Source organism: Nonomuraea sp. IBHARD001, assembly GCF_056106265.1.
In genome coordinates, this window is record NZ_JBWBBW010000002.1 from 1,147,818 (window position 1) to 1,163,397 (window position 15,580).

Annotated in this window: 16 protein-coding genes; 10 read left to right on the forward strand and 6 right to left on the reverse strand. The window is 70.4% G+C overall.

From position 1 onward, the window contains the following. The first annotated feature begins 10 nt into the window (after nucleotides 1–10). Nucleotides 11–2,071: a serine/threonine-protein kinase gene (locus ACTWNK_RS07695; RefSeq protein WP_474303154.1), complete on the forward strand. Its 2,061-nt coding sequence runs from the start codon at nucleotides 11–13 to the stop codon at nucleotides 2,069–2,071. On the opposite strand, the gene ACTWNK_RS07700 is transcribed toward ACTWNK_RS07695, so the two are convergent. Then, nucleotides 2,028–2,588, reverse strand: coding sequence for a PadR family transcriptional regulator (locus tag ACTWNK_RS07700; protein WP_474303155.1), 561 nt, complete (start codon nucleotides 2,586–2,588; stop codon nucleotides 2,028–2,030). The genes ACTWNK_RS07695 and ACTWNK_RS07700 overlap by 44 nt on opposite strands. A gap of 55 nt (nucleotides 2,589–2,643) precedes the next feature. On the opposite strand from ACTWNK_RS07700, the gene ACTWNK_RS07705 reads away from it, so the two are divergent. Next, the gene (locus ACTWNK_RS07705; RefSeq protein WP_474303156.1) at nucleotides 2,644–4,086 is read left to right on the forward strand and encodes an MDR family MFS transporter; all 1,443 of its coding nucleotides are present in this window, start codon (nucleotides 2,644–2,646) and stop codon (nucleotides 4,084–4,086) included. A gap of 41 nt (nucleotides 4,087–4,127) precedes the next feature. Further along, entirely contained in the window at nucleotides 4,128–5,102 is a 975-nt protein-coding gene (locus ACTWNK_RS07710; protein ID WP_474303157.1) for a malate dehydrogenase, read from the forward strand. A gap of 170 nt (nucleotides 5,103–5,272) precedes the next feature. Here the strand turns inward: ACTWNK_RS07710 and ACTWNK_RS07715 are convergent, their stop codons facing one another. Next, nucleotides 5,273–5,395, reverse strand: a complete 123-nt coding sequence (locus tag ACTWNK_RS07715; protein ID WP_474303158.1) for a hypothetical protein — start codon at nucleotides 5,393–5,395, stop codon at nucleotides 5,273–5,275. A gap of 104 nt (nucleotides 5,396–5,499) precedes the next feature. On the opposite strand from ACTWNK_RS07715, the gene ACTWNK_RS07720 reads away from it, so the two are divergent. Then, nucleotides 5,500–6,363 (forward strand): hypothetical protein, encoded by an 864-nt coding sequence (locus ACTWNK_RS07720; RefSeq protein ID WP_474303159.1) that lies wholly within the window; start codon nucleotides 5,500–5,502, stop codon nucleotides 6,361–6,363. On the opposite strand, the gene ACTWNK_RS07725 is transcribed toward ACTWNK_RS07720, so the two are convergent. Both ACTWNK_RS07725 and galE read right to left on the reverse strand, forming a co-directional pair. Next, the gene (locus ACTWNK_RS07725; protein WP_474303160.1) at nucleotides 6,360–6,569 is read right to left on the reverse strand and encodes a hypothetical protein; all 210 of its coding nucleotides are present in this window, start codon (nucleotides 6,567–6,569) and stop codon (nucleotides 6,360–6,362) included. The two genes, ACTWNK_RS07720 and ACTWNK_RS07725, sit on opposite strands and share 4 nt — an antisense overlap. A gap of 53 nt (nucleotides 6,570–6,622) precedes the next feature. Continuing rightward, nucleotides 6,623–7,582 (reverse strand): UDP-glucose 4-epimerase GalE, encoded by a 960-nt coding sequence (gene galE, locus ACTWNK_RS07730; protein ID WP_474303161.1) that lies wholly within the window; start codon nucleotides 7,580–7,582, stop codon nucleotides 6,623–6,625. Nucleotides 7,583–7,707: 125 nt separating this feature from the next. Between galE and ACTWNK_RS07735 the strand changes: the two genes are divergently transcribed. Genes ACTWNK_RS07735 through ACTWNK_RS07755 form a run of 5 tightly spaced genes read left to right on the forward strand, consistent with a single transcriptional unit; the run spans nucleotide 7,708 to nucleotide 12,672 of the window. Further along, the gene (locus ACTWNK_RS07735) at nucleotides 7,708–9,030 is read left to right on the forward strand and encodes a hemolysin family protein (RefSeq protein WP_474303162.1); all 1,323 of its coding nucleotides are present in this window, start codon (nucleotides 7,708–7,710) and stop codon (nucleotides 9,028–9,030) included. A 14-nt stretch (nucleotides 9,031–9,044) separates the two neighbouring features. Then, nucleotides 9,045–10,055, forward strand: coding sequence for a tryptophan--tRNA ligase (gene trpS / locus ACTWNK_RS07740; RefSeq protein WP_474303163.1), 1,011 nt, complete (start codon nucleotides 9,045–9,047; stop codon nucleotides 10,053–10,055). A gap of 10 nt (nucleotides 10,056–10,065) precedes the next feature. Beyond that, nucleotides 10,066–10,515, forward strand: coding sequence for a MarR family winged helix-turn-helix transcriptional regulator (locus tag ACTWNK_RS07745; RefSeq protein ID WP_474303164.1), 450 nt, complete (start codon nucleotides 10,066–10,068; stop codon nucleotides 10,513–10,515). Nucleotides 10,516–10,568: 53 nt separating this feature from the next. Further along, nucleotides 10,569–11,723 (forward strand): VanZ family protein, encoded by a 1,155-nt coding sequence (locus tag ACTWNK_RS07750; RefSeq protein WP_474303165.1) that lies wholly within the window; start codon nucleotides 10,569–10,571, stop codon nucleotides 11,721–11,723. Between the two features lie 10 nt (nucleotides 11,724–11,733). Beyond that, entirely contained in the window at nucleotides 11,734–12,672 is a 939-nt protein-coding gene (locus tag ACTWNK_RS07755; protein ID WP_474303166.1) for a YihY/virulence factor BrkB family protein, read from the forward strand. A 5-nt stretch (nucleotides 12,673–12,677) separates the two neighbouring features. On the opposite strand, the gene ACTWNK_RS07760 is transcribed toward ACTWNK_RS07755, so the two are convergent. Next, entirely contained in the window at nucleotides 12,678–13,796 is a 1,119-nt protein-coding gene (locus ACTWNK_RS07760) for a D-alanyl-D-alanine carboxypeptidase family protein (protein WP_474303167.1), read from the reverse strand. A gap of 82 nt (nucleotides 13,797–13,878) precedes the next feature. Here ACTWNK_RS07760 and ACTWNK_RS07765 point away from each other — a divergent pair, with 82 nt between their 5' ends. Continuing rightward, the gene (locus tag ACTWNK_RS07765) at nucleotides 13,879–14,118 is read left to right on the forward strand and encodes an SCO4848 family membrane protein (RefSeq protein ID WP_474303168.1); all 240 of its coding nucleotides are present in this window, start codon (nucleotides 13,879–13,881) and stop codon (nucleotides 14,116–14,118) included. On the opposite strand, the gene ACTWNK_RS07770 is transcribed toward ACTWNK_RS07765, so the two are convergent. Then, entirely contained in the window at nucleotides 14,042–15,421 is a 1,380-nt protein-coding gene (locus tag ACTWNK_RS07770; protein WP_474303169.1) for a peptide ligase PGM1-related protein, read from the reverse strand. The genes ACTWNK_RS07765 and ACTWNK_RS07770 overlap by 77 nt on opposite strands. Nucleotides 15,422–15,580 lie beyond the last annotated feature (159 nt).

Genomic DNA, 15,580 nt, shown 5'->3' on the forward strand with positions numbered 1-15,580 from the left:
GGGGTGACGAATGCCGGAAATCGCGCCTTTGATGGCGGGGGATCCCAGCCAGCTGGGCTCTTTCCGGCTGTCCGGGCGCATCGGCGAGGGCGGCCAGGGCATCGTCTACCTCGGCGTCAACCAGCACGGCGAGCGCGCGGCGGTCAAGCTGCTGCACATCAAGTTCTCGGGCGACGCGACGGCACGCTCCAGGTTCGCCCGCGAGCTGCGCGCGGCCCAGCGGGTGGCCTCCTTCTGCACGGCCAGTGTGGTCGAGGCCGACCTGGACGGCGACACCCCCTACATCGCCAGCGAGTACATCGACGGCCGTCCCCTGCGGGAGATCGTCGACACCGACGGGCCGATCAAGGGCTCGGCGCTCGAACGCCTGGCCGTCGGCACGGCGACCGCGCTGACCGCCATCCACCACGCGTCGATCATCCACAGGGACTTCAAGCCGGACAACGTGCTGATCGCGGCCGACGGGCCGAGGGTGGTCGACTTCGGCATCGCCAGGATCATCGACTCGACCGGCACCATCACCTCCAGGGCGATCGGCACGCCCGCCTACATGGCGCCCGAGCAGATCTCGGGCGACGACGTCGGCCCCTACACCGACGTGTTCGCGTGGGGCGCGACGATCGCGTTCGCCGCGACGGGCGTGACGGCGTTCGAGGGCGGGTCGATCGCGGTCGTGCTCAACCGCATCCTCAACCACGAGGTGGACGTCAGCCCGCTGCCCGAGCCGCTGCGCGGTGCCGTGCGCTCGGCGCTGTCGAAGGACCCCGCCGAACGGCCGACGGCCGACCAGCTGCTGCTGCGCCTGCTCGGCCGCACCGACGGCGTGGGCGCCTCCACCGCCGTGCTGTCGCAGGGCGCCCAGCTCGCGGGCGACGAGGCCACGCTCGCGGCCGACGGCCCCACCCCTCGCTCGGGCGTCCCGACCCGAAGCGCGGGCCCCATCCCGACGACGGGCACCCGCCCTCCGCACACCGGCACCGTCCACCAGTCGCCCGCTCCCGGCGCGTACGCCACCGGCACGCAGGCGCCGGGCGCCCAGGGCATGCGCGCCCAAGGCGTCGCCGCCTACGCGGGACCGCAGTCCTCATGGAGCGACGCCCAGGGCTGGCAGACCGGGGCCGGTCCCTTCCAGACGGCGTACGGCGACGACAGGTCTCCGGCGACGCCGCCTCCCGCACGGCCTCCGGCCAGGCGGCCGGGCCGCAAGGGGCCCTGGATCGCCCTGGCGGTGGCGCTCGTGGTGATCGCGGGCGCCGTGCTCGCCGTGCGTACGGGGGTGTGGTCGCTGGGGGCGTTCGTGACCGGGCCGAGCGCGTCGGCGGGGCCGGAGGCGCCTTCGGGGTCGGTGGTGGACCGGGCGGCGCAGACCGGGACGTTGCGGATCGGCGTGCGCGGGGACCTGCCGGGGATCGGGCTGGCCGACGGCGGGGCGTTCAGCGGGTTCGACGTCGAGGTGGGCAAGCGGATCGCCAAGCAGCTCGGCGTGCCGGAGAGCGGCATCACCTGGGTGCGGGTCGGCCGGGCCGACCGGGTCAGGGCATTGCAGAGCGGCACGGTGGACCTGGTGATCGCGGCGTACTCGATCGGCGAGGACGACGTGACCTTCGCCGGGCCGTACTACGTGGCGCACCGCGACGTGCTCGTGCGCGACGGCGACGGGTTGCGGCAGCTGGCCGATCTGAAGGGCAAGCGGCTGTGCGGGCTCAACAGCGCCACGGTCGGGATCGTGCAGAAGGCCGTGGAGATGCGCCTGGTGCCCGCCGCCGACTACAGCGAGTGCATGAACAAGCTCCGGGCCGGAGAGGTCGACGCGGTGCCCGGCGACGACCTGCTGCTGGCCGGGTTCGCGCACCGGGAGAACGCCAGGTACAAGATCCTCGCGGCCCGGCTCAGCTCCGAGCGCTACGCGGTCGCGCTCAAGCGCGGTGACGTCAAGGCGTGCAAGGCCGTGACCGGGGTGATCGGCGACCTCTACCGGGGTGGTGCGATGCGCAGGCTGCTGGCCTCGCACTTCGGCAATGTGGAGTTCACGCCGGAGACGAAGGCTCCGGCAATGGAGTCCTGTCGCTGATGCCCCACCCCTTGCTCTCCAGGTCGGCCACCGTCGACTCCGCCCACTCCAGCGTCGCCCTGGTCTGCGCGATGCCGAGTTCGAGGGCGTAGCCGCCGAAGTGGCTCGACGGGTCGCCCCGGCGCAGGCTCTCCAGGTGCTGGAGCGACCGGCCGCGGAAGACGATCTCCTCACGCAGGATGGCGATGGCCTGCTCGGTCTCCAGCAGCGGCAGCATGAACGCCCGTAGTCCCAGCTCGCTGCGCGGCACCCGCTGCTGCGACGGCTCGACCAGCCACGTGCGCAGCGCGCTCAGCCCGGCCGCGGTGATCGTGTAGGTCTTCCTGCCGCGCGGGCCCTCCTCGTCGGCCACGCGGATCAGGTCGTCGGCCGTCATCTTGGCCAGCTCCGGATAGATCTGGCTGTGTTTGGCCTGCCAGGCGTGGTTGACCGACGACTCGAACTTCTTCGTCAGGTCGTAGCCGCTCGCCGAGCCGCCCTGGGCCAGAAGGCCGAGCAGTGCGTACCTCAGGGACATGGACTCATCATACTCATCTGTTGACATGTAAGGACAGACATGTCAGCTTCTACACGTGGCTAGAGACACGTCAAAGAACGGGCTGCTCCTGTTCGCCGCGATCGGCGGCATGTTCCTCGCGATGCTCGACCAGACGATCGTCGGCACCGCGCTACCCCGGATCGTCCAGGAGCTCGGCGGGGCCGACCACTACACCTGGGTCGTCACCGCCTACCTGCTCACCTCCACCATCACCGTGCCCCTGTACGGCAGGCTCTCCGACACCTACGGGCGCAAGCCGCTGCTGCTCGTCGGCGTCTCGCTCTTCCTCGCCGGGTCCGTGCTGTGCGGGGTCGCGCAGGACATGACCCAGCTCATCGCCTTCCGCGGCCTGCAGGGGCTCGGCGCCGGAGCGCTGCTCCCGCTGTCGCTGGCCCTGGTCATGGAGCTGTTCCCGCCCGAGCGCAGCGGCCGGGTGCAGGGGGCGCTCGGCGGCGTCATGGCGCTCAGCTACGTCGCCGGGCCCTACCTCGGCGGCGTCTTCACCGACGAGCTCACCTGGCGCTGGGCGTTCTATGTGAACGTGCCGATCGGACTGCTGCTCGTCGCGATCATCGTGGCCCGCCTGCCGTACGTGCGGGGGCAGGGTAAGGGGGCCAAGCCCGACTATCTGGGCATCGCGCTGCTCAGTGCGGGGATCGGGGCGCTGCTCATCGGGCTGACGGAGAAGGCGGGCAACGCGTGGGTCAGCGGGCCGGTGCTCGGGCCGCTCGTGCTGGCCGCGGTGCTCGTCGGGGTGTTCGTGTGGTGGGAGGGGCGGGCCGCCCATCCGATCGTGCCGCTGGAGCTGTTCCGCGACCGTACCTACACGCTGGTCAACATCACCTCGTTCGTCACGGCGTTCTGCATGTTCGCCGGGGTGGTGTTCCTGCCCAGGTACTTCCAGGAGGCGCAGGGGCTCAGTGCGACCGAGTCCGGGCTGCGCATCTATCCGCTGATGCTCGGCATGGTCGTGGGCAGCGCCGCCGCGGGAGCGATCATCACCAGGACGCGCAGGTACAAGCCCGTGTTGCTGGGCGCGCCCTTCCTGATGATGGCCGGCGTGCTGCTGTGCGCCGGGCTGAGCAACCAGACGCCCGCCGGGTGGCTGGCCGTGTGGATGGCGCTCATCGGGCTCGGCATGGGGCCGATGCTGTCCGGGCTGACCGTCGCCGTCCAGGTCTCGGTGGCGCCCGAGCACATCGGCACCGCCAGCGCCAACCTCGCCTTCTTCCGGCAGATCGGCGGCTCGGTCGCGCTGGCCATCGCGGGCACCACCTACGCCGCCGTCGTGCGTGAGCAGGCGCCGCTGGCCGGACTGCCCGCCGCACACGCCGCCGCGAGCGCCACCGTCATCCCGTGGCTCGGCCTCGCCGGGGCGGCGATCGCGCTGGTCGCACTGGCCCTGCTCAAGAACGACCGCGTCGTCGTGCGCGATCTCACCCGACCTGACACACGCGTGCTGGTCCCCGAGGGGTAATGTTTGGCCGTCACCATACGTCCACGAGTTGGGGGAAGGCCATGGCCACGCCCGTCAAGGTAACCGTCACCGGAGCCGCCGGTCAGATCGGCTACGCGCTGCTGTTCCGGATCGCCTCTGGTCAGCTGCTCGGCGCCGATGTCCCGGTCAGGCTGAGCCTGCTGGAGATCCCGCAGGCGGTGAAGGCGGCCGAGGGCACCGCGATGGAGCTCGACGACTGCGCGTTCCCGCTGCTGCGCGGCATCGAGATCACCGACAGCGCCGACAAGGCGTTCGACGGCGCCGGCGTCGCCCTGCTCGTCGGCGCCCGTCCGCGCACCGCGGGCATGGAGCGCGGCGACCTGCTGCAGGCCAACGGCGGCATCTTCGGCCCGCAGGGCAAGGCGATCAACGACAACGCGGCCGACGACATCCGCGTCCTGGTCGTCGGCAACCCCGCCAACACCAATGCGCTCATCGCCCAGAAGCACGCGCCCGACGTCCCCGCCGAGCGCTTCACCGCGATGACCCGCCTCGACCACAACCGCGCGCTGTCCCAGCTCGCGGCCAAGCTCCAGGTGCCGGTCACCGAGATCCACAAGATGACCATCTGGGGCAACCACTCCGCCACCCAGTACCCTGACCTGTTCCACGCCGAGGTCGGTGGCAAGATCGCCGCCGAGCAGGTGGACGAGTCCTGGCTGCGCGACACCTTCATCCCCACCGTCGCCAAGCGTGGCGCGGCCATCATCGAGGCCCGCGGCGCCTCCTCGGCCGCCTCCGCCGCCAACGCGGCCGTCGACCACGTCTTCGACTGGGTCAACGGCACCGACTGGACCTCGGCGGCCGTTCCGTCCGACGGGTCCTACGGGGTGCCCGAGGGCATCATCTCGTCGTTCCCGGTACGGTCGGTCGGCGGGCGCTGGGAGATCATCCAGGGCCTGGAGATCGACGCGTTCTCGCGCGAGCGCATCGACGCGTCGGTGCGGGAGCTCGTCGAGGAGCGCGACGCCGTGGCCGGGCTGGGGCTCATCTAGTCCCGATCGGCTTGGTCGTCCGGGCGCGTATCTCCTTCGGGGGTACGCGCCCGACGCGTTGTGCGTGGGGCGTAGCGGCGGGCGGTGTGCGCGCACGAGGGGCGTCGAGCGGTGGGGCCCGGCCACGGGCGGCGGGGGAGCAATGCGGGGGCCTGCCGTAAAGGGGGGCCTCAGAGTGGGAACGAGGGAGCCGGGGCGTTCACGGCCGAGTGGACGTCGGCTATCAGGGTCGCGGCCTCCTCGGCGGCGATGGCCTGGAGGGCGGCCGTGTCGAGGTCGCCCCGGTAGTACATGCAGGCCGAGGTCGAACGCCTCCGCCCGCCCCGTCGGCGTGTTGGGCAGGATTTGCGCAGGTCAGAGGGGGAGAATCAGGGAAATCCAGCAGTACGGGGGGCGAATGTTCGCAAGGTTGATGGCGGAGCGGGGCGGGCGTGTCGCGGTGGCGGCCGTGTCGGGCGTCGTGCTGCTGGGCACGCCGCAAGGGGCCCAGGCCGATCGGTGGGGAGGCGCCGACCTCTCGGTGCGTATCACCGCCACGCCCGCCGTGGCCCAGCCGGGCCAGCCGATCATGTTCCAGGTCAGGGTGCGCAACGCCGGACCCGGTGACGCCGTGCTGCCCGTCCTGACGGTGAAGGTGCCGCCGGGCGTGGACGTGATGAGTGTGGACGTCGCCGCCTGCCGTCCGGGCCGGACGAAGAACGAGGTGGTGTGCCCTTCCCCGACCGATGTGCTGGTGGGCAGGACGGGCGCGGTGACGATCGGCGCGATCGTGCGTCCGGGTGCCAAGGGGCCGCTGCGGACGTCGGCGACACTGGCCTCGGAGGTCGTCGACGACAACGAGAGCGACAATGCCGCGACCGCGATCACCACGGTGGGCGAGGGGGCCGACCTCGGCGTGCGCCTGGCCCGGGGCAAGGCGGCAAGGGCGCTGAAGTCCGGCGGGAAGAAGCGCGTCACACGGTTCGGGCTCGACGCCGTCGTCCGCAATCGGGGTCCGCTGGTCGTCGGGGACGGCCAGGTGTTCGTCCAGACCGGCGGCGCCACCCTCGTCAAGGCCGCGGGCGCCACCTGCCGCGACCGCCCCGGCTATGTGGGCTGCCGCCTCGACCGGCCGCTGCGTCCGGGCAACCGCGTCCGGGTCCGGCTGTCCTTCAGCACCCCCCGCAAGTCCGTCAAGGCCCAGGCGGGTGTGTACTCCAACCGCATCGGCGACCGCCGCCCGGAGGACAACCAGACGAGGCTGCGCCTGGCCGTTCGCTAGTGGCCGCGTCCTGAGGGCGTCGTGCTGGGCGAGGCCGGTAAGAAGGTGGCGGGGGCCGCCGAAGGGCCGGTGGGCGGGCACTGCGCGGGCGGCCGGGGAACGCCGGGCGTGGTCGCGAAGACGACACCGGCGGTGGCGAGGGTGCCGGCGAGCAGCACGAGTACGCCGAAGAGCAGCTTGGCGGCTCCCGGCGAAAGGTTTCTCACATTTCCGTATGAGAGCACATATTCACCGCCTGCACCCATAGAACCGCACAAAGTCACCGAGGCATGGCGGCCCAGGCGTCGGACACGATGTCGTGCATCCCGGAACGTTCGGGCTTCCAGTCCAGTTCGCGCTGGATCTTCTCCGACGAGGCCACCAGCACGGCGGGGTCGCCCGCTCGTCTCGGCTCGGCGTTGGCCGGGATCTCGTGCCCGGTCACCTCGCGGCAGACCGAGACGACCTCCTGGACCGAGAAGCCGAGACCGTTGCCCAGGTTGTAGATCTTGTGTTCGCCCTCCTCGCAGGCGGCGAGCGCCAGCAGGTGCGCGGTCGCCAGGTCGGCCACGTGCACGTAGTCGCGCACGCACGTGCCGTCGGGCGTCGGGTAGTCGGTGCCGAACACACTCACCGACCCCCGCTCGCCGGTGGCCACCTTGAGGATGTTGGGGATGAGATGCGTCTCGGTGGCATGCCGTTCGCGATAGACGCGGCCGTCGGGCGCGGTGTAGGCCCCGGCGACATTGAAGTAACGCAGGCTGACGGCGCCGAGCCCGCGCAGTCCGGCATAGGCGCTCAGCGCGGTGTCCACGGCCAGCTTGGAGGCGCCGTAGGGATTGGTCGGCCGGGTCGGGTCGCTCTCCAGGATCGGCGAACGCTCGGGCTCGCCGTACGTCGCGGCCGTCGAGGAGAAGACCAGCCTGCGCACCCCGGCCGCGTGCATGGCCTCCAGCAGGGCGAGGGTGCCGCCGAGGTTGTGCGACCAGTACAGGCCGGGCTTGTCGACCGACTCGCCGACCAGCGACTTGGCCGCGAAGTGCAGCACGGCCTCGACGCCGTCGAGCGCGTCGCCCGGCTCGGTGATCGAGCGCTGGACGAACCTCGCCTCCGAGGGCACGGCGTCGGCATGGCCGGTCGACAGGTCGTCGAGCACGGTCACCTCGTGGCCGGCCTGCACGAGCCTCGCGGCCACCACGCTCCCGATGTAGCCCGCGCCTCCGGTCACCAGCAGCTTCATGTTCACCTCTGTTTGAACCTGTTTGATTTTGTACGACTTGCCGCCCAGCATACGCGTCGGAGGTGTCGGGTGGGCGTGAGTACTCTGTCAGGACTCATGTCGGCCCCGTGTCGGAAGCAATCGCCGTGAACATCGTCGTGGCCAACATCGCGCTCGTTCTGCTCTTCATCCTGGTGGGCGGATTCTTCGCCGCGGCCGAGATGGCGATGGTCTCCCTGCGCGACAGTCAGATCCGCAAACTCGAGCAACACGGGCGCAGAGGCGCCAAGGTCGCCAAGCTCGCCAGAGATCCCAACCGCTTCCTTTCGGCCGTGCAGATCGGCGTCACGGTGGCCACCATGCTGTCGGCCGCATTCGGCGCCGACCGGCTCGGCGTCGAGCTTGAGCCGGTCATCGAAGGGTGGGGGCTGCCCGAGGCCGCGGCCAGGCCGGTGGCGCTGGTGCTGGTGACGCTGGCCATCTCCTACGTCTCGCTCGTGCTCGGCGAACTCGCGCCCAAGCGGCTGGCCAGGCAGCGGGCCGAAGGGCTCTCGCTGCTCGTCGCGCCCTTCCTCGACCGGCTGGCCTCACTGTCGCGGCCGGTCATCTGGGCGCTGTCGAAGTCGACCGACGGCGTGATGAAGCTGCTCGGCGGCAATCCCGACACCGACAGGGAGGCGATGACGACCGAGGAACTGCGCGACCTGGTCGTCGGGCACGGCGACCTGACCAACGACGAGCGCAGCCTCATCGCCGAGGTCTTCGCCGCGGGCAAACGCCAGCTGCGCGAGGTGCTGCTGCCCCGCACCGAGGTCGAGTTCATGGACATGGAGACGTCGCTGGCCGAGGCCGCCGTGCTGGCCGCCGCGATGCCGCACTCCCGCTTCCCCGTCTACCGCGACTCCTACGACGAGATCGTTGGCTTCGTCCACGTCAGGGACCTGCTCGACCCGGTGCTGACCGGCCGCATCGAGCCCATACACGAGCTGGTCCCGATCCGCCCGGTCAAACTGGTGCCGATGAGCAAACGCGTGCTCACCACGCTGTCGGAGATGCGCGACGAGGGCCACCACCTGGCCATCGTCATCGACGAGTACGGCGGGACCGCGGGCATCGTCACGCTGGAGGACCTCGTCGAGGAGCTGATCGGCGACATCAGGGACGAGTACGACCCCGACCAGCACCCCATCAAGCTCCCGGCGGGCGAGATCGAGATCGACGGCCTGACCAACCTCGGCGACTTCCACCAGGACACCGGCATCCGGCTGCCCGACGGCCCCTACGAGACGCTCGCCGGGTTCGTCATGGCGGCGCTCGGCCGGGTGCCGGTGGCGGGCGACCTGGTGGAGATCCCCGGCTTCGGCCTCACGGTCACCGAGATGGACGGCAGGCGCGTGGCCCGGATACGCGTCAAACGCCGCAGTGCCCTGGAGCCGCCGGTCGAGTCGCAGGGCGGCCCGGATTCCTGACACAATTGACGGCTATGGCCAGACCACGCGTACTCTCCGGCATCCAGCCCACCGCGGACTCCTTCCACCTGGGCAACTACCTCGGTGCGGTTCGTCAGTGGGTCACGTTGCAGGACACGCACGACGCCTTCTACTGCGTGGTCGACCTGCACGCGATCACCGTGCCCACCGAGCCGGCCGACCTGCGCCGCCGCACCCGGGTGGCCGCGGCCCAGCTGTTCGCCTCCGGGCTCGACCCCGAGCGCTCGACGATCTTCGTGCAGTCGCACGTGCGCGAGCACACCGAGCTGGCCTGGATCCTCATCTGCCTGACCGGCATGGGCGAGGCGGCCAGGATGACCCAGTTCAAGGACAAGTCCGCGAAGTTCGGGGAGAACGCCGCGAGCGTCGGCCTGTTCACCTACCCGATCCTGCAGGCCGCCGACATCCTGCTCTACCAGGCCGACAGTGTGCCCGTCGGGGCCGACCAGAAGCAGCACCTGGAGCTGACCCGCGACCTCGCGCAGCGCTTCAACCACCGCTTCGGCGACACCTTCACGCTGCCCGCGCCGCACATCCTCAAGGCGGTCGAGAAGATCACCGACCTGCAGGACCCCTCGGCCAAGATGTCGAAGTCGTCCTCCAGCCCGGCCGGCATCCTCGACGTGCTCGAGCAGCCGGGCCCGCTGCGCAAGAAGGTCATGCGCGCGGTCACCGACACCGGCTCCGAGGTGCTCTTCGACGAGGCGGGCAAGCCCGGCATCTCCAACCTGCTGCGCATCCAGTCGGCGCTGACCGGTGTGGAGATCCCCGCGCTGGTCGAGCGTTACGCGGGCCAGGGCTACGGCACGTTCAAGAAGGACGTCGCCGAGGCGGTCGCCGAGGCGTTCACCCCGATCCGCGAGCGCACCGAGAAGCTGCTCGCCGACGAGGCCGAGCTCGACAGGCTGCTGGCCATCGGCGCCGAGCGCGCCCGCGCGGTGGCACGCGAGACGATGGCCCAGGTCAGGGACAAGGTCGGCTTCCTGCCGACACCCGGAGCGTGACGGGCGGCCGGTGAGGCGGAGCGAGCGGCAGGAGAGCGACCCCGACCTCGGGGTGCTCGGCGCCGCCCTGCTCTTCGGCGTTCAAGGGGAGCTGTTCAGGCGGGCGGCCGAGCAGGGCTTCGACGACATCGGCCCCCGGCACGGGGCCGTGCTGGCCCACCTCGACGCCGAGGGGATCAGGCCCGGCGAGCTGGCCAGGCTGTCCGGGCGGCACAAACAGACGATCGGCGCGATCCTCGACGAGCTCGAAGCGCTCGGCTACCTGCGTCGTGAGCCGGACCCGGCCGACCGCAGGGCCAGGCTCGTGGTGCCCACGCCCCGCGGCCTGGAGATGATCCGCGTCGCCGACGCCATCGTGGCCGACATCGAGTCCCGGCATGCCGAACACCTCGGCGCCGAGACCTACACCGCCTTCAAGAGTGTGCTGCGGACGATCGTCGCCATGGGGCGGCCCGGGTAGATCTTGCTTTTTTGCTGGGATGGGCGTGAGGGTTCTCCGGGCACGCCCTGGCTGTGGCGCAATATCAGACGAATGTCGCGGTCGCCGTCATCATGGCGACGTTCTTCATCGTGCTCGGCGCCCTGCCGTTCGTCTCCAGGCAGTATCGGATCTTCGGCAGGGTGGGCCTCTGGTCGGGGCTGGTCGCCGCGGCCGTGGTGCTCTACGTGTGCGCGGTGGTGGCGTTCACGCTGTTCCCACTGCCCTCCTACACTGACGAGGCCGCCTTCTGCGCCGCCAGGGCGGGCCTGGCCAGTCCGCAGCTCGTCCCGTTCGCCTCGCTCGACGACATCGTCAAGGAGAACCCGGGGGCGAGCCTGCCGCAGATCCTGCGCAGCAGGGCCTTTCTGCAGGTGTTCTTCAACTTCGTGCTCTTCGTGCCGCTCGGCTTCTTCCTGAGGTACCGCTACCGCCGCGGCCTGCTCGTCACCGCGCTGGCGGGCTTCGCCCTGTCGTTCGCGGTCGAGTGCACGCAGCTCACCGGCGACTGGGGGCTCTACCCGTGCCCCTACCGCCTGTTCGACGTCGACGACCTGCTCACCAACACCACGGGCGCGGTCGCGGGCTGGGCGCTGGCCGTGCCCCTGGCCGCGGTGCTGCCCGGCGCCTGGCCGAGGCCGCGCGCCGACGACCGGCCGCCCGGCCTGGTCCGCAGGATCGTCGGCGACCTGCTGGACTTCGCGGTGTGGTGGCTGGCGGCGGCCGTCATGTACGTGACGCCGGCCGTACTCGTCGAAGGCGGGGTGCCGTTGGACGGCGAGCGGCTCGACGTGGTCGGTGACGTGCTGCTCTACGCGCTGGGGCTGGTCGTGCTGCTGGTGGTGCCGTTGCTGCGGGCCGACCGGTCGGGGCCCGGCAGGGCGGCGCTGCATCTGGCGCTCGTCGCAGGCGTAGGGGGCGCGCCCGCGGGCAGGCGTGCCGTACTGATCAGGTTCGCCGTCTTCCCGCTACCCTTCGTGGTGCTGTTCGCGCTTGAGCAGGCTCTGGCGGTCGTGGTGCTGGCCTTCCTCCACCTGGTGGTGGTGCTGGCGGGCAAGGACCGCAGGAGCCTGGCCGGGCTCGCGGCCGGCACCGTGACGGCGACGCGGGCGGTGGCGCTCGACGATCCGCCCGACGCGTTGGAGTTCCCCGACGCGGCTCGCCGGATGTGGTCGAGGCCAAGAGGGTAGAGGGAGGCGCATGGGAGGCTTGCTCGCGCGGGTCGAGGCGGCCAAGGAGCGCGGTCGCCGGATGCTCGAGGCCTGGCGGGTGCGCTGGCACTGGTTCGACCATCTGCTCAGAACCGTCCAGAGGTACCAGGTGCAGTTCGGCGATCGGCTCGCCGGAGCGGTGACCTATTTCGCCTTCCTGTCCTTCTTCCCGGTCGTCGCCCTGGCGTTCGCCACGTTCGGTTACGTGCTGGCCGATCGGGCCGACCTCAAGGTGAAGCTGGAGGACGCGATCAAGGAGCAGCTGCCCGGCGTAGCCGACCAGCTCAACCTCCAGGCCATCGCCGATGCCAGGGTCGGGGTCGGCCTCATCGGCCTGCTCGGTCTGCTGTACGCCGGGCTCGGCGCGCTCGACTCCCTGCGCGGGGCGCTGCGCGAGATCTACATGACCACGACGCCTCCCCTGAACTTCTTCGTCGGCAAGGCGCGAGACGTCGCCTCCCTGCTGCTGCTCGGCGTCACGCTGCTGGTCTCGGCCGCCGTCGGCGGGTTCGCCACGCAGTTCACCACCACGGTGTCGGACTGGCTCGGCCTGGGCTCGTCGGTCGCGGCCAAGGGCGCGGTGGGCGTGGTCGGCGTGCTGGCCAGCCTGGCGGCGGACGTCGTGCTGTTCGTCATCATCCTGGGGTGGGTGGCCAGGCCGGTGCAGCCGTTCAAGGTCGTCATCAGGGGGGCGTTGCTCGGGGCGATCGGGTTCGGGCTGCTCAAGCAGCTGGCCACCCTGCTGCTCGGGCACACGCTGTCCAATCCGATCTACGGCACGTTCGCCGTGATGGTGGGGCTGCTCGTGTGGATCAACTTCGCGGCCAGGCTGACGATGTACGTCGCCGCCTGGACCGCGACGGCCGGCCTCGGACCGCCGCCCAATCCCTCACCGCTTCCCGGCAACGGGTCGGGGACTGAACCGTGAGCGACCTATCGGCCCGATGCCGCGCGGCGGCGGCGGATGCCGTACAGGACCCAGGCGATGCCGCCCAGCAGGCCCGCGCCGACGACGACGGCGCCGATGAGCGGGCCGGAGGCCGACTGGACGGTGGCGGCGGTGCCGAGCAGGCCGAGCGGCTCGGCGGAGGCGCTGGGGGAGGTGCTGGGCGTGACGGCGGGTGCGACATTGGCGGGGACGGGCGGCAGCGGGTCGACGAGCTGTCCGACCGGCGCGACCTTGCCGCGGTTGGCGAAGCCCCAGTCGAGCAGTTCCTCGACGTCGTTCCAGAACGGGCCCTCGTGCCGCATGATCGTTACGATGATGGTGTTGCCGCCCCTGGTGGCCGCGCCGACGAAGCTGCCGAGCGCCTTGGACGTCCAGCCGTTCTTGACGCCGATCATGCCCTTGTAGCGCCACAGCAGCTTGTTGTGGTTGCCGATCTCGTAGTACCCCTTGGGCGCGGGGAAGCGCGAGCTCTTGGTGCTGACATAGCGCCTGAAGTCGGCATCGGCCAGCCCGGCGCGTGCGATCAGCGCCAGGTCGTAGGCCGAGCTGGACTGGCCGGGCTTGTCCAGGCCGCTCGGCGTCTTGGCCACGGTGTCGTTGGCCTGAAGACGCCTGGCCACGTCGTTCATGTCGCGCAGGGTCTTGGTCAGGCCGCCGTTGGCCTCGGCCAGCGCCATGGCCGCGTCGTTGCCCGATGACATCATCAGGGCCTTGAACAGGTCGTCGACCTTGTAGATCGGCTTGGGGGCGAGGCCGACGGCGCTGCCCTCCTCGTTGACCGCGCGCAGGCTCGGTCTGACCTTGAGCCCGCTGTCCAGTTGCGGGATGAGGGTCAGGCAGGTGAGCGTCTTGAGTGTGCTGGCCGGAAGGTAGCGGCCGTGCGGGTCCTTGGCCGCGAGGACCTGGCCGGTGCCGAGATCGGCGATGACGAAGGACCTGGCCCCTGTCTTGGGCGGCTTCCTGACGCCCGGAGGCGAGACCATGCCTCGATCGCCCAGCAGTTCGCCGCCGATCGGCGTGCTCTCGGCCGCGGCCGGCTGGGCCACGGCGGTGAACGTGACCGCGGCCAGCAGTGCTGCGGCGGGCGCCAAAGTCATCCTCATGGTGGCCTCAGCGTAGCTTCGTCACATTGCGCATGTACGTCACCTCCCCCGCCGATCCATCCTCGATACTTGGAAAATGGTCATGTCACGCAAGATCGCCGGATTCCTGATCGTGCTGGGCGCGTTCATGATCTTCGAGTGGATCAATCTTGGGTTTAACCTCGCCGACGGGCACGAGCGGAGCTTCTATGTCGTGCACGGCATCCTGATCGGCGTGAACCTGGTGCTCGGGGCCGTGCTGGCCGTCATCGGGCTGAAGGCGCTGAGGGCACTGAGGACACCGAAGGCGTCGAAGGGACCGCGCCGAGCGCGAGCCTCGTGATCCGGTGCAGCTCGGCCGCCTCTTCGGGCGAGTCGCCGATGCTGGTGAAGCCCAGCTTGCCGTACTCGGGGACCGCGCCCAGCAGGTGCAGGACGTTGCCGGTGTGCCTGGTCGCGTCGAACCCGAGGCCGAGCTCCTCCACCAGCGCCACGATCTGACCGGGTGTACGGCCGCGCAGCCGGGGTGAGGCGCAGTTGTCGGTCGCTGTGTAGTACTTGGCCTGGTCGCCGCGCTTGAGCAGGCCGGTGGCGGGGTCGTAGGCGCCGCCGGTGGTCAGCAGGGCCGCGCCGAACGGATGGGTGGTCCCGCCGATGCGCAGATTGATCTCGCACAGCAGCGCGCGGTACCCGGCGTCGGTCTTGAGGGCGAAGAAGTCCATGCCGAACAGCCCGATCACACCGCGTTCGGCCAGCGCCTCGGCGATGCGGGCCGCGCACTCGCCGACCTCGACGCGGTACTCGGGTCTGGCGGGGAAGGTGCAGCCCTGGTAGACGTCGGCGTTGGAGCCGCCGAGCACCTGGTCGTGTGTGGCCACGACGCCGTGCTGGCCGCCGGGGGTGATCCTGGCCAGCGCGCTGGGACAGTACAGCGGGCGGTGCTCGATGAACTCCTCGACCACGGCTCCGCGCTCGGCGATCTTCTCCCCGAACGTCGTCCAGGTCTCGCCCGCGGCGGAGAAGCTGGTGGGCAGCTCGACGAGCGGCCAGGCGCCCTTGGTGACGATGGCGTTGCCGAGCCCCGAGTAGCTGTCGTTGAGCTTGACGATCACGCGGTCGCCCGGCAGCGAGAGCATCGCGTCCTCGGCCTCGGCGATCGACATGAGATCGGCGTACCCCCTGGCCATGGGCACGGTGGCGACATGGCCGATCTCCCGCGAGCCGCTCTTGGAGCCGTAGTAGGCGTGGGCGGTCGCCGGGCCGTACACCGGGACGCCGAGTTCGGAGGCGAGCTGCTCCTCCAGGTCGCTGAGCACGAACGGCACCAGCCAGGCGTCGTCGTCGATCAGCTCGCGTACCCGGGCCACGACGTCGGGCCTGGCCAGGACGCTGCTGGTGAGCGGCTGGGCGTGCGGGTCGTCCACGCTGATCATGGTGAGCCTGGCGGCGGCTCCGGCCGGGTCGGGCAGGAAGCCGAAGTAGTAGTCGACGATCGCCTGGTCGATCGGGGCCGAGGACAGGTAGACCACCTTGACGCCGGGTTCGCGCAGGGTGAGGAGGAGGAAGAGAAGGCGTTCCTCGTAGCAGCGGGCGCCGGTGATGCGCTTGAGCTCGTCCTGCGGAAGGGACAGCGATGGGATGACCACCAATGTCCCCTCTTTCGGTTCGAAGATGCTCAGACCCGCATGCTTCTCACTGAACCGGATATTGGTGATCATACAAGGAGTGAAGCACGCATTCTTCTCATATGCATGCATCGATCCGGTGTGATTGACCAGTCCGCAGGTGACACGATTTGAAATCCG